The 19,962-nt window shown below is 68.7% G+C and carries 19 protein-coding genes; 12 read left to right on the forward strand and 7 right to left on the reverse strand.

Annotation, left to right across the window (positions count from 1 at the left end):
- Positions 1-13 precede the first annotated feature (13 nt).
- The 5 genes from JHL17_RS03035 (at position 14) to JHL17_RS03055 (ending at position 7,048) form a co-directional block, all read left to right on the forward strand.
- Positions 14-1,909 carry a phage tail protein gene (locus JHL17_RS03035; RefSeq protein ID WP_200190575.1) on the forward strand — a complete coding sequence of 632 codons (1,896 nt, stop codon included), beginning with the start codon at positions 14-16 and terminating at the stop codon, positions 1,907-1,909.
- Positions 1,909-2,754 (forward strand): hypothetical protein, encoded by an 846-nt coding sequence (locus JHL17_RS03040; RefSeq protein ID WP_200190576.1) that lies wholly within the window; start codon positions 1,909-1,911, stop codon positions 2,752-2,754. The genes JHL17_RS03035 and JHL17_RS03040 overlap by 1 nt, the downstream gene beginning before the upstream one ends.
- Positions 2,755-3,112: 358 nt before the next feature.
- The gene (locus JHL17_RS03045) at positions 3,113-5,143 is read left to right on the forward strand and encodes a glycosyl hydrolase family 28-related protein (RefSeq protein WP_200190577.1); all 2,031 of its coding nucleotides are present in this window, start codon (positions 3,113-3,115) and stop codon (positions 5,141-5,143) included.
- 23 nt (positions 5,144-5,166) lie between these two features.
- Positions 5,167-6,693 carry a phage terminase large subunit gene (gene terL, locus JHL17_RS03050; protein ID WP_200190578.1) on the forward strand — a complete coding sequence of 509 codons (1,527 nt, stop codon included), beginning with the start codon at positions 5,167-5,169 and terminating at the stop codon, positions 6,691-6,693.
- Between the two features lie 34 nt (positions 6,694-6,727).
- Positions 6,728-7,048 (forward strand): hypothetical protein, encoded by a 321-nt coding sequence (locus tag JHL17_RS03055; RefSeq protein ID WP_200190579.1) that lies wholly within the window; start codon positions 6,728-6,730, stop codon positions 7,046-7,048.
- A gap of 25 nt (positions 7,049-7,073) precedes the next feature.
- Here JHL17_RS03055 and JHL17_RS03060 read toward each other — a convergent pair whose 3' ends face one another.
- Positions 7,074-7,292, reverse strand: coding sequence for a hypothetical protein (locus tag JHL17_RS03060; protein WP_200190580.1), 219 nt, complete (start codon positions 7,290-7,292; stop codon positions 7,074-7,076).
- 309 nt (positions 7,293-7,601) lie between these two features.
- Between JHL17_RS03060 and JHL17_RS03065 the strand changes: the two genes are divergently transcribed.
- The 3 genes from JHL17_RS03065 (at position 7,602) to JHL17_RS03075 (ending at position 10,419) form a co-directional block, all read left to right on the forward strand.
- On the forward strand, positions 7,602-7,976 hold the full coding sequence (locus tag JHL17_RS03065) for a DUF952 domain-containing protein (RefSeq protein WP_200190581.1): 375 nt from the start codon (positions 7,602-7,604) through the stop codon (positions 7,974-7,976).
- A complete protein-coding gene (locus tag JHL17_RS03070; RefSeq protein ID WP_200190582.1) occupies positions 7,973-9,046 on the forward strand; it encodes a quinone-dependent dihydroorotate dehydrogenase in 1,074 nt (357 codons plus the stop codon). Before JHL17_RS03065 ends, JHL17_RS03070 begins: the two co-directional genes overlap by 4 nt.
- 134 nt (positions 9,047-9,180) lie before the next feature.
- Positions 9,181-10,419 (forward strand): EAL domain-containing protein, encoded by a 1,239-nt coding sequence (locus JHL17_RS03075; RefSeq protein WP_345773741.1) that lies wholly within the window; start codon positions 9,181-9,183, stop codon positions 10,417-10,419.
- Between the two features lie 10 nt (positions 10,420-10,429).
- Here JHL17_RS03075 and JHL17_RS03080 read toward each other — a convergent pair whose 3' ends face one another.
- Positions 10,430-10,777 (reverse strand): type II toxin-antitoxin system PemK/MazF family toxin, encoded by a 348-nt coding sequence (locus JHL17_RS03080; RefSeq protein ID WP_200190584.1) that lies wholly within the window; start codon positions 10,775-10,777, stop codon positions 10,430-10,432.
- Positions 10,774-11,019: an AbrB/MazE/SpoVT family DNA-binding domain-containing protein gene (locus JHL17_RS03085; RefSeq protein WP_200190585.1), complete on the reverse strand. Its 246-nt coding sequence runs from the start codon at positions 11,017-11,019 to the stop codon at positions 10,774-10,776. Before JHL17_RS03085 ends, JHL17_RS03080 begins: the two co-directional genes overlap by 4 nt.
- A gap of 202 nt (positions 11,020-11,221) precedes the next feature.
- On the opposite strand from JHL17_RS03085, the gene thrS reads away from it, so the two are divergent.
- Both thrS and infC read left to right on the forward strand, forming a co-directional pair.
- Positions 11,222-13,186: a threonine--tRNA ligase gene (gene thrS, locus JHL17_RS03090; protein ID WP_200190586.1), complete on the forward strand. Its 1,965-nt coding sequence runs from the start codon at positions 11,222-11,224 to the stop codon at positions 13,184-13,186.
- 46 nt (positions 13,187-13,232) lie between these two features.
- A complete protein-coding gene (infC, locus tag JHL17_RS03095; RefSeq protein WP_200190587.1) occupies positions 13,233-13,796 on the forward strand; it encodes a translation initiation factor IF-3 in 564 nt (187 codons plus the stop codon).
- A gap of 91 nt (positions 13,797-13,887) precedes the next feature.
- Here the strand turns inward: infC and JHL17_RS03100 are convergent, their stop codons facing one another.
- The 3 genes from JHL17_RS03100 to JHL17_RS03110 form a co-directional block, all read right to left on the reverse strand.
- Positions 13,888-15,258, reverse strand: coding sequence for a CocE/NonD family hydrolase (locus JHL17_RS03100; protein ID WP_200190588.1), 1,371 nt, complete (start codon positions 15,256-15,258; stop codon positions 13,888-13,890).
- A 95-nt stretch (positions 15,259-15,353) separates the two neighbouring features.
- Positions 15,354-15,551 carry a DUF2783 domain-containing protein gene (locus tag JHL17_RS03105; protein ID WP_200190589.1) on the reverse strand — a complete coding sequence of 66 codons (198 nt, stop codon included), beginning with the start codon at positions 15,549-15,551 and terminating at the stop codon, positions 15,354-15,356.
- A 23-nt stretch (positions 15,552-15,574) separates the two neighbouring features.
- Positions 15,575-17,242, reverse strand: coding sequence for an FAD-dependent oxidoreductase (locus JHL17_RS03110; RefSeq protein ID WP_200190590.1), 1,668 nt, complete (start codon positions 17,240-17,242; stop codon positions 15,575-15,577).
- A 231-nt stretch (positions 17,243-17,473) separates the two neighbouring features.
- On the opposite strand from JHL17_RS03110, the gene JHL17_RS03115 reads away from it, so the two are divergent.
- Positions 17,474-18,100: an acyltransferase gene (locus JHL17_RS03115; protein ID WP_200190591.1), complete on the forward strand. Its 627-nt coding sequence runs from the start codon at positions 17,474-17,476 to the stop codon at positions 18,098-18,100.
- A gap of 1 nt (position 18,101) precedes the next feature.
- Here the strand turns inward: JHL17_RS03115 and JHL17_RS03120 are convergent, their stop codons facing one another.
- A complete protein-coding gene (locus JHL17_RS03120) occupies positions 18,102-18,653 on the reverse strand; it encodes a MarR family winged helix-turn-helix transcriptional regulator (protein WP_200190592.1) in 552 nt (183 codons plus the stop codon).
- A gap of 169 nt (positions 18,654-18,822) precedes the next feature.
- Between JHL17_RS03120 and JHL17_RS03125 the strand changes: the two genes are divergently transcribed.
- On the forward strand, positions 18,823-19,959 hold the full coding sequence (locus JHL17_RS03125) for a homogentisate 1,2-dioxygenase (RefSeq protein ID WP_200190593.1): 1,137 nt from the start codon (positions 18,823-18,825) through the stop codon (positions 19,957-19,959).
- The last annotated feature ends 3 nt before the right edge of the window (positions 19,960-19,962 follow it).

Below are 19,962 nucleotides of genomic sequence, written 5' to 3' on the forward strand. Positions count from 1 at the left end.
CGGGGAGGGCGTGATGGGGCGGCTGCACCAGGTCAAGACCAACTTCACCGCCGGCGAGGTGTCGCGCCGCCTGCTGGGGCGGGGCGATCTCAAGGCCTACGACAACGGGGCGCTGGCCCTGCGCAACCTGTTCATCGACCCGACCGGCGGGGTGACACGGCGGTCGGGCCTCGCCTTCGCCGCCCTGGCCCGGGGCGACGGCCGGCTGGTGGCGTTCGAACGGAATGCCGAACAGACCTATCTGCTGGTCTTCACCGACCGCTGGATCGACGTCTTCCAGGGCGGGACCAAGCTGGCGTCGGTCGCCGCGCCCTGGACGTTGACGCAACTGGCCCAGATCACCTGGACGCAGAGCGCCGACACGCTGCTGGTCTGCCATCCCGACCTGCCGCCGCGCCGGCTGATGCGTGGCGAGGATGGAACCTGGAGCCTTGCGGAATGGAGCTTCGCGGTCGAAGGGGAGCTGGTGCGGACGCCCTTTCATCGGTTCGGCGATCCGGCGGTGACGGCGACGCCATCGGGCAGCAGCGGGGCGATCACGGTCACGGCGTCCGCCCCGGTCTTCGACCCGCGCCTCGATGGCACCCGCATCCGCATCAAGGGCAGGCAGCTGCAGGTGACCGGCGTCGTGTCGCCGACGCAGCTCAATGCCACGGTGAAGGAGACGCTGGCCGACACCCAGCCGACCGATCAATGGGAGGAGCAGGCCTTCTCCGCCTTCCGCGGCTGGCCGGTCTCGGCGGCCTTCCATCAGGACCGGCTGGTGATCGGCGGGTCGCGCGACCTGCCCAACCGGCTGTGGCTGTCGCGGTCCGCCCAGATCTGGAATTTCGACCTGGGCGAGGGGCTGGACGACCAGGCCATCGAGTTCGGCATCCTGTCCGACCAGGTGAACGCGGTGCGCGCCGTCTTCTCCGGCCGGCATCTGCAGGTCTTCACCTCCGGCGCCGAATACATGGTGACCGGCGACCCGCTGACGCCGCAGAGCATGCAGGTCAACCGCCAGACGCGCATCGGCTCGCCGATGGAGCGCGCCATCCCGCCGCGCGACGTGGAGGGGGCGACGCTGTTCGTGCCGCGCAACCGCCGCGAAATCCGCGAGTTCCTCTATACCGACACCGAGGCGGCCTATCAGTCCAACGACCTCGCCCTGCTGGCCCGCCATCTGGTGGCGAGCCCGCGCGACCAGGATTACGACCAGAACCGCCGGCTGCTGTTCGTGGCGATGGAGGACGGCACGCTGGGGGCGCTCACCGCCTACCGGGCGGAGGACGTCACCGCCTGGACCCTGCTGGAGACCGACGGCGCGGTGCGGTCCGTCGCCGCGGTGGGGGACGAGGTCTACACGCTGGTGGAGAGGCGGGGCGTGTGGACGGTCGAGCGGTTCGACGATGGGCTGAACCTCGACGCCGCCATCGCCGCCGAACGGGTAGACGCAACGGCGGTGTGGGGCGGGCTGGCGCATCTGGAGGGGAGGACGGTCGCGGTCGTCGCCGACGGGGTGCTGCGCCCACTCGCCGCCATCCAGGCCGGCAGCCTCACCCTCGACCCGCCGGCGCGCAAGGTCGAGATCGGACTGCCCTATACCCACCGGATCGAGCCGCTGCCGCCCAACCTGCTGGGGCAGGCGACCGGGGCCGACATCGTCCGTCTGGTCGCCGTCACCTTCCGGCTGGAGGAGACGGCGGCACTGCGCGTCGATCTCGGACGCGGGTTGCAGGAACTTCCGCTTCATCGGCTGGGGCCGCAACCCCCCGGCGGGGTGCCGCCCCGCGTGTCGGGCGACCGCCGGCTGCGGGCGCTCGGCTGGCGCCACGACACCGACTTGCCCCTGTGGCGCATCGAACAGGACGCGCCGCTGCCTTTCACGCTGCTGTCCGTAACCATGGAACTGAAGGTGAACGACTGATGGGTGGAATCACTCCCCTGGTGACCACGGCGCTGCCGCTGGCGAACTCCGTCATCGGCACGGTGCGCAACGCCGGCACCGGCCAATCCGCTTCCTCGCAACAGGCCGCCGCGCAACAGGCGGCATCTCAGCAGGCCGCCCAGCAGGCCGCTGCCCAGCAGGCGGCGGCCGAACTCGAGTACAAGCGCCAGCAGGACGCGGCGCAAGCTGCCGCGGCCCAGGCGGCGCTGGAACAGAAATATCGCGAGGAAGCGGCGGCGGCCGAGCGCAACGCCCAGGCCGCCGCCTCCGCCCGCCAGCAGCAGTCCCAGCTGGAGGCCGAGACGCAGGCCCGCCAATGGGCGCACGACGCCGAACTGCGCCAGCAGGAGCAGGAGCTTCAGCGCCAGAAGGACGAGGCTGCCGCTGCGGCGACGGCAGCGGCACGGGCCAAGGAGATGGACGATTTCCGCTCCGCCCAGGAACAGACGCTGGCCCAGCTGCGCGCCGGCCAGGAGCAGGCCGTCCGCACCAAGGAGTCCGACGCGCAGACCCAGCTCGCCCAGTTGACCGCGGCGGCGGATGCGGCCGAGCAGCGCCGGCTGACCGCGTTGCGCCAGGCGGTCAGCAAGACCCGGGCCGGGCTGGGGGCGCGCGGGGTCAGCGCGCAGGACGGCTCGGGCGAGGCGATCCTGCTGGGGCTGACCAATTCCAGCGAGACCGAGCGCAAGGATACCCAGGCCACGGACCAGCTGAAACGCGCCGCCATCCAGCAGAGCCTGGACGAGGCCAAGCGCCGCAACCTGCTGGAATTGTCGCAACTCGCCGACCGTCAGCGGTTGGAATACATGAGCAAGTTCTTTTGAGGCGTGTCCTTCGCTCGACCGGTTGTGACGCTCTCTCGGCAGTCATCCCCGCGAAGGCAGGGATCCAGGCTTATCCGTTGGTTCTGCTTGGGAAACACCGGATCCCCGCCTTCGCGCTACGGCATTCACACAACTCAGAGCACCATTGAACCTCTGGAATCAAAGAGACTCTGCGTCATCCCCGCGAAGGCGGGGATCCAGAAACTCCGCAATAAAGCAGCTGAAACGGCTGGATTCCCGCCTTCGCGGGAATGACGCGAGGTCTCTGTAAATCCAGAGGCACACCAATGTCAGCAGGTCTGTGAATGCCGCAGCCCGACACGGGCGGGGCGCCTCACGTCCTCCGCGGAGACCCCCGATGTCCACGTCGCTTCTCATTCCGCGCGGGAACCCGCGCGTGCAGTATCTTGCCGACGGCACGCAGCGGGTCTTCACCTACCCGTTTCCGATTTTCGCCGACGGGGATCTCCAGGTCTTCCTGGGGGCGGCGCTGCAGAGCACCGGCTATGCGGTCAGCGGGGCCGGCGCCACCGCGGGCGGGGCGGTGACCTTCGCCGCGGCGCCGGCGGAGGGGACCGCCGTCCTGCTGCGCCGCCGCCTGCCGATCGAGCGGCGCAGCGATTTCGGCGAGAGTGGGCCGCTGCCGGCCGCCGCCCTCAACGGCGAGTTGGACCGGCTGACCGCGGCGTTGCAGCAGGTGGCGGGCGACCAGGACCTGATGCTGCGCTATGCCGACAGCGATTTGCCTGCTTCTCCGCTGCTGCCGGAGCGGAGTCTGCGCCAAGGCAAGCTGCTGGCCTTCGATAGCGTCGGCAATCCCACCATCCGTCCGCCGGTGGACGAGGAAGCGCTGGCGACCTATGTGCCGCCGGGCGCCGGGGCCACCGCCCGGCCGGTGCGCGACAAGCTGGCCGACCTCGTTTCCGTCAAGGATTTCGGCGCGGTGGGCGACGGGCTGGTCGACGACACGCTGGCCCTGCAGGCGGCGCTGACCTCGGCCCGCGCGGTGTTCGTGCCGCCGGGGACCTACCGCATCGCCAACACGCTGACGCTCGGCCATGGGCGAACGCTGTATGGGGCGGGGCAGGCCTCGGTGATCCGGGGAGCGTCCAACGGCTTCGACCTGATCCATCTGCCGGACGGCTATGCCACCCTGTCCGGCCTGCGGCTGGAGCAGGGCAAGGCGGGGGTGCGGCTGTTCGGGCGCGACGGCCCCTGCGTGCAGAACAGCCTGACCGACCTGACCCTGTGGGAGCCGGAAATCGGGCTGGTCTTCGACGGTTATACCGATCCCAACCTCCCCTGCTACTGGAACAACATCGCCCGCGTGCTGGTGGCGCGGCCGTCGCGGCATGGGGTGTGGCTGACGCGGACGGGGGCGGGGGATACGCCGAACGCCAACCGCTTCCACGCCGTGCGGGTCTATTCGCTGTCGGCGCCGATGACCGGCAGCGGCTTCTTCGTCGAGCAGGGGCGCTTCAACAACGCCTTCTTCGACTGCGAGGCCAATCTGTGGCCGGGGGCGGAGGCCTGCTTCCGCGTCGGCGCCGTCACCGACAAGACGCTGATCGTGAATTTCTACGCCGAATCGCTGGGCGCCCTGCCGAACCTGCAGCTCGATGCCGGATCGGTGGAGACGGCGATCGTCAACCTGTTCTCCGCCGCCGCCGGTCCGGCGATCCTCGACCGGTCGGGTGGACGGTACACGGCGGTCAACGCCGGATATCCGGAGAAGAACCGGCTTCAGCGCAGCCGCGTCACCGAGCTGGTGGTGGAGGCGCTGCGCTACGACACCGACTATGTCGAGCCGGCCAAGGGCGGGATGGTGGCGCTGGACCTGACCAGCTCCGTCTATCTGGTCAGCGCCTATGGCGGGGCGACGGAGTTGCGTCTACCCAAGGCCGACGGCGCCAACGGCCATGCGGTGACGATCAAACGGACCGATGCCTCGGCCAACCCGCTGACGGTGAGCGAGACCGGCGGGCCGGGGCCGGACGGGCGGGTGCTGTCGCTCGGCAACCGATACGACTTCGTCACGCTGGTATCGAACGGGGCCGGCTGGTGGGTCGTCGCCGGCAACAGCCAGCCCGGGAACGCGCAGTATCACGAGGGGGGCGCCCTGTTCGAGCCGGACCTCAACCAGCAGCTCTATCTGGTCAGCGCCTGGAGCGGGGCGGTGGAGGTGCGGCTGCCGGCGCCGTCGGCGGCGCATGCGGTCGGCCGCACGGTCACCATCAAGAAGTCCGACACCGGCGGCAACCGCGTCACCGTCACCCAGGCCGGCGGCGGCGGGCCGGACAACGAGGCCATCGCGCTCACCGGGCAGGGCCATGCCGTGACGGCGATGTCCAATGGCGCCGGCTGGCACATCCTGGGGCGGAATCCATGAAAGGGGCCATGACGATGCGGGCCATGACCGAGCCTGGAGACGACAGTTTTTCCGGCTTCGTCCAGGGTTGGAACGCCATGGTGGAGCTGAAGACCCCGGACCATCATGCCGGGATGGCGCGGTGGCTGGAAAGCTGTCTGGCCGGGCAGAACCGGCGCATGCTGCTGATGGCCTTCCGCGGATCGGGGAAATCGACGCTGGTCGGGCTGTTCGCGGCCTGGCTGCTGCTGCGCGATCCCAACCGCCGGCTGCTGGTGCTGGCCGCCGACCTGAAGCTGGCGATGAAGATGGTGCGCAACGTCAAGCGCATCCTGGAACGCCATCCCGACTGCCGCCACCTGAAGCCGCCGGCATCGGCGCGCGACCAGTGGGCGGCCGACCGTTTCACCGTGTTGCGGCCGATGGAACTGCGCGACCCATCGATGGCGGCGGCCGGCATCGGCGGCAACATCACCGGCAGCCGGGCCGACGTGGTGATCTGCGACGACGTGGAGGTGCCGCGCAATGCCGACACCGCGGTCAAGCGCGCCGCCCTGCGCGAGCGTCTGTCGGAGTTGGAGTATGTGCTGGTGCCGGGCGGGGCGCAGCTCTATGTCGGCACGCCGCATGCGCTGGACAGCCTCTATGCCGAGGAAACCGAGGACGGCGGCCCGCCCTTCCTGGACGGGTTCGAACGGCTGGTCCTGCCGGTCTACAGCGAGGATGCCGCGGGCAACCGCAGCTATGCCTGGAAGGAGCGCTTCGGCGAGGCGCATGTCGCCCGCATCCGCAAATCCACCGGCCCCAACAAGTTCGCCAGCCAGATGCTGCTGCGCCCGGTCAACGCCGCCGACGGGGTGCTGCATGTCGGCAAGCTCGGCCGCTACGACGCGGAGCTGGAGTACCGGGAGGCGCTGGGCCGCGCGGTGCTGACGCTGGACGGGGTGAAGCTGGTCTCCGCCACCTGCTGGTGGGACCCGGCCTTCGCCCGCCCGGCGGAGGGGGAGGGCGGCAGAGGCAGGAGCGGCGACGGCAGCGTGGTCGCCGCGGTGTTCGGCGGGGAGGACCGGCGCCTCTACCTGCACCGGGTGCTGTACCTGTCCGTCGATCCCAAGGCGGAGGAGACGGAGGCCGACCAGCAATGCCGGCAGGTCGCCCGCCTGCTCGCCGACAATCATCTGCCGGCGATCCATGTGGAGGTCAACGGCCTCGGCCGCTTCCTGCCCGGGTTGCTGCGCGAGCGTCTGCGCCATGACCGGCTGGCCGCCGGGGTGGTCGATCAGTTCAGCCATACGCCCAAGGCCCGGCGCATCCTGGAAGCCTTCGACGCCCTGCTGGCCGACCGGCGCCTGCTGGCCCATGGCTCGGTCTGGGAAACGCCGCTGATCCGGGAGATGCGCGACTGGCGCCCGGACGGCCGTTACCGCGGACCGGACGACGGGCTCGACGCGGTGGCCGGCTGCCTGGGTGCCGAACCCCACCGCTTCGACCGCAGCCCCGCCCCGCCCGACCGCCGCGCCGAATGGCGCGGTGCCGGCACGCTGGTGGCACCGGCGGATTGGGACCTTTGACGCGTCTTCTCAAACCTTATGACGGGAGATCCCGATGCATGATGCCCTGACTGGAAGCCTGGATCTCGCCTGGTGGATCACCGCCGTCGAGCTGCCGGCGATGGGCGGGCTGTTCTGGCTGATCACGAAGGTGCGCAAGGATTCCGACAGCGCGCTGGACGATCTGCGCGCCCGTGCGGAGGAGGCCCAGACGCAGGGGCGCGAGAGCCTTGCCGCCTACAAGCTGGAGGTCGCGAAGACCTATGTCTCCTTCGCGACCCTCAAGGACGTGGAGCAGCGCCTGACCGACCATCTGCTGCGGATCGAGACCAAGCTCGATTCGGGCTTCCTGCCGTTCGATGGCGGAAGGCGCTGACGGCGAAGGACGGTGGCGGGCCGGCTCAGTCGACGTGGTGGATCATGGTCTGGTAGATCTTCCAGGCCACCTCGACCGATACGCCGCCGGCCCGCGCGCCGGCGGCCAGCATCGTGGCGCTCGGCTTCAGCGGAACCACGGTCTGACCCGGCTCGCACAACGCGCCCATGGCGGTGACCGAGCTGCCCAGGTCGGTGTCGCAGGTCTGAGTCTTCTTCATCAGGCTCATGGAAATCGCATTCATGGCGGGTCCTCCGTTGACTTTGATCTGTCACAGCAAAAGGGATGCCAAGTCGCGAAAGCGGCGCTGGAGCTTGGAATCGTGGGAGTTGCCGGGCGTGGGTCGCCCGATCGCCGTCGCCAGGGCCCGGCGAATATCAAAAATACCCGCAAAATGCCGAATAGTTTCGAGTGTGCTTTGCAAAATGCAACGCGCAGCGCGTGCGGAATTGCATTCGGGGAGTCGATCTTGCGTTGTGCGCCGCGGGAGCGGAGCCCTGCGGCTTCGATGCGTCTGGCCGCTGGCCGCGCCTTGGGATAGTGTCCGGCCATCATGACCGACCGCATCATCCACCATATGTGCCGCGCGGACGAGTGGGACGCCGCCCGCCCGGCCGGCCGCTATCCCGGTTCGTCCCAGGATGCCCGGGACGGCTTTATCCATTTCTCGACCGCCGCCCAGGTGGTGGAGAGTGCCGCCAAGCACCGCGCCGGTCAGGACGGCCTGCTGCTGCTGACGGTGGATGCCGACCGGCTGGGCGACTCCCTGCGCTGGGAGCCGTCGCGCGGCGGCCAGCTGTTCCCGCACCTCTACGGGCCGCTGCCGGTGGACGCCGTGCTGCGCGCCGATCCGCTGTCGCTGGGGCCGGACGGGCGCCATGTCTTCCCAGCCGGCTTTCCCTTCCCCCTTCAGGACCTCGTTCCGTGATCGACCTCTATCCGCTTGCCGGGCCGCTGCTGTTCCGCTTCGAGCCTGAGACCGCGCATGGCCTGACCATCAAGGCGCTGAAGACCGGGCTGGTCCCGCCGGCCCGCGGCAAGGACGAGCCGGCGCTGCACACCCGCGTCTGGGGGCTGGACTTCGCCAACCCGGTCGGATTGGCAGCCGGCTTCGACAAGAATGCCGAGGTGGTCGACGCCATGCTCAACCTCGGCTTCGGCTTCGTCGAGCCGGGCAGCGTCACCCCGCGGCCCCAGCCCGGCAACCCGCGCCCCCGCCTGTTCCGGCTGGTGGAGCAGCGGGCGGTCATCAACCGCATGGGCTTCAACAACGAGGGGCTGGAGGCCTTCGCCCAGCGGCTGGAGCGCCGCCGCGATGCCGCCAAGCGCGCGCCCGGCATCGTCGGCGCCAATCTGGGCAAGAACAAGGACACGGCGGAGGCCGCCGACGATTACGTGATCGGCGTGCGCCGGCTGGCGCCGCTGGCCGATTATCTGGTCGTCAACGTCTCCTCCCCCAACACGCCGGGCCTGCGCGCGCTCCAGGGCCGCGACCCGCTGCGCGCCCTGCTGGAGCGGGTGCTGGAGGCGCGGGCCGCCTGCGGCCTGAGCCGCAATCCGCCGCTGCTGCTGAAGATCGCCCCCGACCTGACGGTGGAGGACAAGGGCGACATCGCCGCGGTGGCGCTGGAATCCGGCATCGACGGCCTGATCGTCTCCAACACCACCATCGCCCGGCCGGACATCATCCCGGCGGCGATGCGCGGCGAGGCCGGCGGCCTGTCCGGCCGTCCGCTGTTCGAGGCCTCCACCTCCGTCCTGCGCGAGATCTACGCGCTGACCGGCGGCAAGCTGCCGATCGTCGGGGTGGGCGGCGTCGCGACGGGCGAGGACGCCTATGCCAAGATCCGGGCCGGCGCCTCGCTGGTCCAGCTCTATTCGGCGATGGTCTATGCCGGGCCGGCGGTGGTCCACCGCATCCGCCGCGAACTGGCGGAACTGCTGCGCCGCGACGGCTTCCGCTCGGTCGCCGAGGCGGTCGGGGTGGATCACCGCTGACGCCGGCACCGCCGATGCCGCGCAGGATGCGGCGGGCAGGGGCGTAGCATTAACGGATCGTCAAGCCGGCGTCCCGACAGTAGGAACGCTGGCGGCGGTTCCGTGTCATGCTCATGCCGGAGGCTCGCGCACCCGTGAAGGCCCTGACCGCCGATCTCCGTCCCGGCATTGCCATATCCGCCACCGTGGTTCCCGCGATGACCCTGCTGACGCACCTCGTCTATGCGCTGGCCTATCTGATCGCCGGGGGTTCGGCCGGTGCGGCGCTGTGGGCGTTGCGTCCGGAGGCCGATCCGCTGGTGGCGTGGCTGACGGGCGCGCTGGTGGTGCTGGCAGGCGCCCTGGTCCACGACGTGGTGACGAGGCTGGAGCGCGAGCGCAGGGCCGCCCGGCGAATCGCCCGCCTGAACGACCGGGTGGAGGAATTGGCCCGGCTGCTGGACCAGCGGCTGGCGGCCGAACGTGAAGGCCAGTCCGACGGCGGCCGTTACGACGCGGTGATGCAGGAGGTGAGGCTTCTGCAGTCGCTGGTCGCCCGCCTGACCGAACGCCGCGCCCCGCGCCCGCCGGCTGCCGGAGCCGAGCGCCGTCCCGCTCCGGCCGCACCGCCGGCGCCGGTGCCCACGCCGGTGCCGATGGACGATGCCGCGGTGCTGGAGGCGGTGCGCGACGCGCTGAAGGCCGACCGCATCGACGTCTATCTCCAGCCCATCGTCAGCCTGCCGCAGCGCAAGCACCGCTTCTACGAGGTGTTCTCGCGCGTGCGCGCCGCCGACGGGCAGCAGATCATGCCCGACCGCTATCTCGAGATCGCCGAGCGCGAGGGGCTGATCGCCACCATCGACAACCTGCAACTCGTCCGCTGCGTCCAGCTGATCCGCGAGACGGAGCGGCGCCAGCACGCCATCGGCTTCTTCGCCAACATCTCCGCCGCGACGCTGGCCGACGCGGAGTTCATGCGCCAGTTCCTGAACATGATGGCGCAGAACCACGCCCTGGTGCCGAAGCTGGTGTTCGAGCTGAGCCAACATGCCGTGAGTGCCGGCGGGGCCGTGACGATGGGCATCCTGTCGCAGCTGTCGCGGCTGGGCTTCCGCTTTTCGATGGATCAGGTGACCGACCTCGCCATCGACCTGGACCGGCTGCTGCGCCACGAGTTCCGCTGCATCAAGCTGGACCGCGCCCTGGTGCTGGATCCCGCCAACGCCGAGCGGGTCCGCGAGCTGCGCCGCCGCTGCGCCGCCGAGGGCGTCGACCTGATCGTCGAGAAGATCGAGACGGAGAACCAGTTGGTCGAGGTGCTAGACACCGGCTTCGACTTCGGCCAGGGCTACCTGTTCGGCGAACCGCGGCTGAGCCGGAAGCCGGAGTGAGGGAGAGGCTCTAAAGCCCGATCAGTGCCGCAAGCTTCCCACGGACCTCCGCCAGGATGGTCGATGGGGCGGATGCGCCGGAGAACAGCAGCGGCCTGGACAAGGTATCGATGCTGCGCACATGACTGGTCAGGATTTCACCGGCGATCAGCAGACCCGGCGGGAGGACGGCACTGCTGGGAAATGGGCGAACGCGCGTGGTGATCGGACACACGATTGCGAAGCGGGTCGCTTGCCAAAAGGCGCGGGGTGACACGATCAGCGCCGGTCTGCGTCCGCCCTGCTCACGCCCGGTCCGAGGATCGAAGTCGGTCCAGACGAGATCGCCGGCTTCCGGCTCCCATTCGCCTTCGGTCATTCTTCGACGATCTCGCGGCCGATATCGGGTCCCCAGTCGAATGCTTCCCGCATCGCCTCCGGCGTGACGCCTTTCATGAGTTCGTCGAGGCTGTAGCGGGGACGGTCCGCAGTGATGACGATCCGGTCGCCTTCGGCGTGAATATCCACCCTTGCGCCGTCGCGCAGCCCCACCTGATTGGCGATGTCCTTGGGGATGCGGATGCCCAGGCTGTTGCCCCATCGGGCCAGTTGGACTTGCATGCGCGTGGCCTCCTTGCGGCTGCGATGGTCGCGGATCGGATATCCGCAGGATATACGGCGGACGTGGCAAAAATAAAGCCATGAGTTGCCTGAAGTCCTTGATTTCCGCAGCCGCGCTTGACATTCCCCCATGCGGCGATGGAAATTTCGCGTTCCCGGCCAGGTCCGGGCACCCGATGCGGGTGAGACCAACACTAGTGAAATGGTGACTTCGGTGACGTCCAACATCGCCATCACGCTGCCCGACGGCAGCGTGCGGGAGTTCGACCGGCCGGTGACGGGGCTTGAGATTGCCCAGTCGATCGGTTCGCGCCTGGCCAAAGATGCGCTTGCCGTCAAGATCGACGGCACGGTGAAGGACCTCACCACCACCGTCACCACCAACGCCAAGATCGAGATCGTCACGCGCAACCACGGCGACGCTCTCGAGGTCATCCGCCACGACGCCGCCCATGTGCTGGCCGATGCGGTGCAGAAGCTCTATCCCGGCACGCAGGTCACGATCGGCCCGTCGATCGCCACCGGCTTCTACTATGACTTCGCGCGCGACGAGCCGTTCACGCCCGAGGATCTGGAGAAGATCGAGGCGAAGATGCGCGAGATCGTCGGGGCCGACATCCCGATCGTCCGCGAGGTCTGGGACCGCGACGAGGCGGTCGCCTACTTCAAGAATCTCGGCGAGCATTACAAGGCCGAGCTGATCGAGGCGATCCCGCAGGGCGAGCCGGTGTCGATCTACCGCCAGGGCGACTGGCTGGATCTGTGCCGCGGGCCCCACGCCATGACGACGGCCAAGGTCGGGCAGGGCTTCAAGCTGATGAAGGTGGCCGGCGCCTACTGGCGCGGCGACAGCCGCAACCCGATGCTCCAGCGCATCTACGGCACCGCTTGGCGCGACGAGAAGGAACTGAAGGCCTACCTGCACCAGATCGAGGAGGCGGAGAAGCGCGACCACCGCAAGCTGGGCAAGGAACTCGACCTGTTCCATGTCCAGGAGGAGGCGGTCGGCTCGGTCTTCTGGCATCCGAAGGGCTGGACGCTCTACCAGACGCTGGAAAACTACATCCGCACCAAGCTGAAGGGCGCCGGCTACGTCGAGGTCAAGACGCCGCAGCTGATCGACAGCTCGCTGTTCAAGGCGTCGGGCCACTGGGACATGTATGGCGACAACATGTTCAAGGTCGAGGCGGACGGCGGCGAGAAGCTGCTGGGCATCAAGCCGATGAACTGCCCCGGCCATGTCCAGATCTTCCGCCACGGCCTGCGCTCCTACCGCGACCTGCCGATCCGCATGGCGGAGTTCGGCGCCTGCCACCGCAACGAGCCGTCGGGCGCGCTGCACGGCATCATGCGCGTGCGCGCCTTCACCCAGGATGACGCCCACATCTTCTGCACCGAGGACCAGGTGCAGAGCGAGGCGGCCGAGTATTTCAAGCTGCAGCTCGGCGTCTACAAGGATCTGGGCTTCGACAAGATCTCGGTGAAGCTGGCGCTGCGTCCGGACGTCCGCACCGGCGCCGACGAGCTGTGGGACCGCGCCGAAGGGGCGCTGGCCCAGGCGCTGCGCGACGCCGGGCTGGAGTATGAGGAACTGCCCGGCGAGGGTGCCTTCTACGGCCCGAAGGTGGAGTTCCACCTGACCGACGCCATCGGCCGGACCTGGCAGTGCGGCACGCTGCAGTACGACCCGAACCTGCCGGAGCGGCTCGATGCCAGCTACATCGGCGAGGATGGCGCCCGCCACCGGCCGATCATGCTGCACCGGGCGATCCTGGGGTCGATGGAGCGCTTCATCGGCATGCTGATCGAGCATTACGCCGGCAAGTTCCCGCTGTGGCTGTCGCCGGTCCAGGTGACCGTCGCCACCATCACCAGCGAAGCCGACGGCTATGCCGAGGAAGTGGCGAAGCTGCTGAAGCGCAAGGGCCTGCGCGTCGAACTCGACACCCGCAATGAGAAGATCAACCTGAAGGTCCGCGAGCACAGCCTGCAGAAGGTGCCGCTGATGCTGGTGGTCGGAAAGCGCGAGGCGGACGAGCGGACGGTCGCGCTCCGCGTGCTGGGCGGCAAGGATCAGGAAATTCTTGCCCTCGATGCGGCGGTTGCTAAACTGCTTGAGGATGCGAAATCGCCGGCCGGCGATGTCGTGACCGACTCGCCGTTCTAACCGACCTTGCGGATACCGGCCGCTCCTCCGGACGGCCGGCTTCTGCATGGTTTCAGACCATGGAGAAGCATCCATAGCCAGGATTCCGTCCGAAGCCGCCCCGACCCGCGATGGACCGCGGGTGAACCGGGAGATCTCGGCTCGTTCCGTTCGTCTCGTCGGTGCCGACGGCGAGATGATCGGGGTGGTGTCGTTGCGCGATGCCCTGCTGGCCGCCGAGGATGCCGGTCTCGATCTGGTCGAGATCGCTCCCCAGGCCGAACCGCCCGTCTGCAAGATCCTCGACTATGGCAAGTTCAAGTACGAGGCGCAGAAGAAGGCGAACGAGGCCCGCAAGAAGCAGAAGATCATCGAGGTCAAGGAGATCAAGCTCCGGCCGAACATCGATGACAACGACTACGACGTGAAGATGCGCTCGGCGCGCCGTTTCCTCGATGAAGGCGACAAGGTCAAGGTGACCCTGCGCTTCCGCGGCCGTGAAATGGCGCACCAGGATCTGGGTATGAATGTGCTGGTCCGCGTCCGCGACGAGCTGGAGGCGCTGGCGAAGGTCGAGCAGATGCCGAAGCTCGAAGGCCGCCAGATGGTCATGGTGCTGGCCCCGCGCTGACCCTGCCTCGACCGGGGTGGAGGCGGGATCGCCGATATGGAAAAGGCCCGTCCGGGATCGCTGGATGGGCCTTTTCCTTGCGCGCGCTTTCTCACCGCAGAGGCTGGTCGTCGACGATCACGACATAGCAGGTGTGGCGGGTGAATTTGGCGCAATTGTCCAGGGCGGCGCGGCGGGCGGCGTCCTCGCTGGGCATCCCTGATTTCCAGCCGAAGGCGCCGTCCTGCGACACGGCGAAGGCCTTGCGTCCGGCCGCCGCGACATAGGCGCCGAACTTGTCGCGATTGGCGGCGGACAGTTCCGGCGGAGGCTCCAGCCTGACGGGCGTTCCGCGGCGCTCCTCGGCCAACGCGCCGCTGGCGGGAGCACCGGCCGGGCGGTCGTTGAGGTAGGCGATGCGGCAGCCCTTCTGGCTGTGCGCGGCGCAGCTCTCCAGCGCTCCCTTCTGCGCCTCGTCCAGGCTGCGCAGGCCGGACTTCCAGCCATAGGCGCCGTCGGGCGCCACGGCGAAGGCCTTGTTGCCGCCGGCCTCGACATAGGCGGGGAACTTGGCCCGGTTGGCGGCCGACAGTTCCGGCGGCGGGGCGAGTGACGGCAGCGACAGCGCGACCGGCGTGCCGCGCGGGACCAGCCCGTTCTTCGCCAGGAAGCTGTCGACCATCGGCGTCCATTGCGGGATGGCGGCACTGAAGAAGGAATGCCCATCCTTGCCGTTGGCCGGGGCGGCGATGAATTCCGCCCGTCCGCCTTCCTGGGTGAAGGCCGTCCACAGGCGCCGGGCGAGGTCGGGGCCGAAGAACAGGTCGTTCTCGGCATAGATCCACAGGGTGGGAACATGCGAACTGCGGCCCAGCGTGCCGAAGGCGGAGACCAGCCGGTTCTCCTGGCAGACCTCGTTGTCGGCGATGGAACCGCGGCCGCCGGCAAAGCTGATGGCCGCCTTCAGCCCCGGCGGCGGATCGGCGCTGAGCGCGATGCTGGCGAGCCCACCGGCCGACACACCCACCGCCAGGATACGGCCGGCGTCGGCATAGGGCTGGCCCGCCACATAGCGGATGGCCTGACGCAGATCCTCGGCACTCTGGCGGGCGGAGCGCAGGTAGTCGGGGTTGTTGCAGGCACCGGTCGACTCGCTGTAGGGACCATCCGACCCGCCATAGCCGCGGCGCATCACCGCCACCACCGCCCAGCCGCGCCGGGCGAACTCGCGGGCCTCCGGCAGGTAGCGCAGCGGCGTCATCTGCGCCCGGTCGGCGGGGTCGCGCGGCGTGCCGTGGCTGAGGATGGCGACCGGGTAGGGGCCGGTACCGTCGGGCCGCAGCAGCATCGCCTCCAGCGCGGCGGAACTGCCGTCCGCGTAGCGCGCGGGGATTGACAGCGCCGTCTGCATCAACCCTTCGGCCAGGGCGGGGCCGCAACACGGCAGCAAGACCAGCAGGGCGAACAGGCGGCGCAGGAGCATGGTGGGCACAGTCTCCGCAAGGGAAGGGCTCTTGTGCCTTTGTACGCCATCTTGAGCTGGGCGTCAGCGGGGGAGGCGGCGGCTGGCGGAAACCCCTATTCCACTCCCTGCCGCGCCACCTGCAGCGCTTCCGCCAGCACCTCCGGGTCGCCGATGTGGTTGGCGAGCAGCAGGATGAGCTTGGCGTTCAGGCGGGTGCTCTGGTCGGGGGTCAGGTCGCGGTGGCTGTCGATCAACAGTTGGTAGACGTCGTCCGGGCTGGCGAAGCGCGGCCCGGTCATCAGCTTGGTCATGGGTGGTCTCCGGAGTTCAAGGATCAGCGGCCGACCGCTCGGTCCAACGCTGCGGACAGGGCCGCGGCGTCGAAGCGGCGCCAGCGGGCGGCGATGTGCTGGTCGGGGCGGATCAGGTAGACGCTTCCGGGCGTCAGGTCGTAGCGCTCGCGCAGGCGGCCGGCGCTGTCCACCAGCTCTCCGGCGATGCCGCGGCGCCGTTCGGTCACCGCGTGCCAGACCAGAGGCAGCGGCCCGGCGGCAAGCGTGTCCAGCGTCGCCGCCACTTCCGCCGGGACCGGCCCGCCCATTTCGTCGCTGGCCGCCGCGTAGAGCACGGTGAAGCGTCCGTCCAGCGCCTCCATCAGCCAGCCGGGATGGCCGTCGCGCTCCACCGGCGCGTCGGTCGCCGGTGCCCCCGGTACCATCCGGCCGGCGAAGCCGTCGGTGTCCGGCGTGTTCAGCGCGCTGCCGGTGTAGGTGGTGGGGGTGGACAGGCGGCCGGAATTGACCAGGGAGCGGGCGAAGGGCTGGTTGGCCGCCAGTTCCAGCACGGCGTCGCGGAAGACGCGGCTCATCTCGCTCTTGGGCGTGATGAAGTCGGTGGAGCGGGTCGAGTTGAGGATGTTCTCCTTGGCCGCCGCCACCCGTTCGTCGCTGTAGCTGTCCAGCAGTGCCTCCGGTGCCTTGCCGTCGAGCACCAGCGCCAGCTTCCACACCAGGTTGTCGGCGTCCGGCACGCCGCTGTTGGCGCCGCGCGCGCCGAAAGGCGAGACCTGATGGGCGCTGTCGCCGGCGAACAGGATGCGGCCATGGCGGAAGCGCTCCAGCCGGCGGCACTGGAAGGTGTAGACCGACACCCATTCCAGTTCGAACGGCGTGTCGGCGCCGAGCATGGCCTGGACGCGGGGGATGACGCGCTCCGGCCTCTTCTCCTCCTCCGGGTCGGCGTCCCAGCCCAGCTGGAAGTCCAGGCGCCAGACATTGTCGGGCTGCATGTGCAGCAGGGCCGACTGTTTGCGGTGGAAGGGCGGGTCGAACCAGAACCAGCGCTCCGCTGGGAAGTCGGCCGTCATCACCACGTCGGCGATCAGGAAGCGGTCCTTGAACACCTCCCCCTGGAACTCCAGCCCCAGTATCCTGCGCACCGACGACTTGGCGCCGTCGCAGGCGATCACCCAATCGGCTTCCACCGTGTGGACGCCGTCGGGCGTCTCCACCTGCAGCGCGACATGGTCGGCCTCCTGCCTGGCGGAGACGACGCGCGACAGCCAGCGCAGGTCGATCAACTCGCACTTCAGGGCTTCGGTGACCAGGAAATCCTCCAGGTGATATTGCTGGAGGTTGATGAAGGCGGGGATCTTGTGGTCGGGCTCCGGCAGCAGGTCGAACTGGTAGACCATGCGGTCGCCGTTGAAGACCTTGCCGATCTTCCACACCACGCCCTTGTCGACCATGCGCCGGCCGACGCCCAGCCGGTCCCAGATCTCCAGCGCACGCTTGGCGTAGCAGACGGCGCGGCTGCCGACGCTGACGGTATCCTCGGCATCGAGCACCACCACCGGCACGCCCTTGCGCGCGAAATCCAGCGCCGCGGTCAGCCCGACCGGGCCGGCACCGATGACCACGACCGGGTGGCGCCGGACCGTGCCGGTGCGCTGTTCGTCGGAGGGTATGAAGCTGTATTTCGGATAGCTGAAGGTCGCGTGCATTGGGCGTTTCCTCCCCGGAAACCATGATTGGACGCGCTGGCGGATTGTTGTTGTTGCCAACGATACGGTTTCATTTGATACCAATCAAGCCCTCGCTTCGGCATCGGCGAACCCGTCGGCGAAGCGATACAGCCATGTTCACTATGGCGGAAAATCAGTATCGCGTACAGCCTGCGGCGGTGTAGCCTTACAGCAAAAGACCGGACCAGAGACACCGAGGACCGCCCGACCATGACCGCTCCCACCCTGCCGCGTCCGACCGTCTACGCCATCGACGGCGTGATTCCGGTCATCGACCCGACCGCCTTCGTCCATCCCTCCGCCGTGCTGATCGGCGACGTGGTGGTCGGACCCGGATGCTATGTCGGCCCTTGCGCCAGCCTGCGCGGCGATTTCGGCCGGATCGTGCTGCAGCGGGGCAGCAACGTGCAGGACAACTGCACCCTCCACGCCTTCCCCGGCCATGACGCCATCGTCGAGGAGGATGGGCATGTCGGCCATGGCGCCGTGCTGCACGGCTGCATCGTCCGTCGCAACGCCTTGGTCGGCATGAATGTGGTGGTGATGGACGGGGCGGAGATCGGCGAGGAGTCGATCGTCGCCGCCATGGCCTTCGTCAAGGCCGGATTCGTTGTTCCCCCGCGCACGCTGGTGGCCGGCCTGCCGGCCAAGGTGATGCGCGAGTTGCGGCCCGACGAGGTCGCCTGGAAGTCGGAAGGGACGGAGGAATACCGGCGCCTCGCCCGCCGCTCGCTCGCCACCATGGTCGCCTGCGCACCGCTGGAGGCGGAGGAGCCCGGCCGCGGCCGCGTCGATGCCGGCAGCAGCCAGCCGCTGCACAAGGTGAAGGGCGGGTGATCTACTCTTCCACAGGCTCCGCCTGCGCGCCGACCGGTGTCGGGCGGCCGGCCAACTGGTCGGCGCGGGCCTGCAGCTTGGACAGCAGGATATCGAGCTGCGCCCGTTCGTCGATCGACAGGGCGTCGGTCACCTCCTCCTCATAGGTCAGCGCCATCGGCACGATCTCCGCATAGATCGCCAGCGCCTTGGGCGTCAGGGTCAGCAGCGCCTTGCGGCGGTCGGTGTCGCCGGATTCGCGCAGGATCAGGGCGGAGTCGAGCATGCGGCTGATGGCGCGGCTGACCTGGACCTTGTCCATCGCGGTGCGCTGGGCGATCTCGCCGGCACTCATCGTCTCGCCGCCGCCCAGCACGGCGATGATCCGCCATTCCGGGATCGTGATGCCGAACCGCTTCTCGTACAGTTTCGCCAGCGTGTGGCTGACCGTGTTGGCCAGCACCGACAGCCGATAGGGCAGGAAGCGCGTCAAATGCAGCGCCGGCAACTCCGCCGGTCCGGATGCGGGTACGGATTTGGAGGAGGCGGAGCGGAAACGGCGGGCGGGCGGCATCGGCGGGGCGTCGTCTGTGGGAAGAGTCTCGGATACCCCATCCTGCGCCGGAATTTGGTCCTTGCAACAGTTTCAAGCGAAACTAAAATGGCGGCAACGGACCAAGCCTGCCGGCGCCCGGAGTGGACATGGCCGGCGGCATACCAACCGTATCGAGGGGGGAAGCGCCATGAAGAACTGGATTTCGTTTCCGAAGGTCGAGGGCACCGCGTCGCGTCAGGCCCATGTCCGGCTTCCCGCCGGCACCTATGAGCGCGAATTGGGACGCGAGGGTTTCTTCGGCCCGGCGACCCAGATGCACCATGCCCACCCGCCGACCGGCTGGACCAGCTTCGACGGACCGCTGCGCCCGCGCGCCTTCGATCTGAACCATGTGGAGCACATGCCCGGCCAAATCCCGGGCTGCCCGCTGGAGGCGCCGGCCCTGATGGGCAACGCGGCGACCCAGCTGCGGTTGTGGCGCTTCAAGGGGAAGATGGACCATCTCGTCCGCAACGCCGACGGCGACGATCTTCTGTTCTTCCACCAGGGCGGCGGGCATCTGTTCTGCGATTACGGCCATCTGGAGGTGCGCGAGGGCGATTATGTCGTGCTGCCGCGCAACACCTGCTGGCGGCTGGAGGCGGACGAGGCGGTGATGGTGCTGATGGTGGAGGCCACCGGCGACGCCTACAAGCTGCCGGACAAGGGGCTGGTCGGCGCCCACGCCATCTTCGACCCGGCGGTGCTCGACGTCCCGGCGCTGGACGACGCCTTCCAGGCGCAGAAGCACGAGCGCGAGACGCTGGTCCGGGTGAAGAAGCGCGGGCAGCTCTGCGCCATGACCTATCCGTTCAACCCGCTGGACGCGGTGGGCTGGCACGGCGACCTCGCCCCGGTGCGGCTGAACTGGCGCGACATCCGGCCGCTGATGAGCCACCGCTACCATCTGCCGCCCTCGGCGCACAGCACCTGGATATCCTCCCGCTTCATCGTCTGCACCTTCGTGCCGCGTCCCATCGAGTCGGACCCGGAGGCGCTGAAGCTGCCCTATTATCACTCCAACGAGGATTTCGACGAGGTGTTGTTCTATCACCGCGGCCAGTTCTTCTCGCGCGACAACATCCATCCCGGCATGGTCACCTACCATCCCTCGGGCTTCCCGCATGGGCCGCACCCGAAGGCCTACGAGGTGGCGCAGAAGTTCGAGCGCAAGGAGACCGACGAGGTCGCGGTGATGATCGACACCCGCGATCCGCTGGACGTCCATCCGGCGATGGAGGGCGTCGAGTGGGGCGGCTACGCCGACAGCTGGAAGGCGAAATGAGCG

Source organism: Azospirillum endophyticum, assembly GCF_016595245.1.
GTDB classification, from domain to species: domain Bacteria; phylum Pseudomonadota; class Alphaproteobacteria; order Azospirillales; family Azospirillaceae; genus Azospirillum; species Azospirillum endophyticum.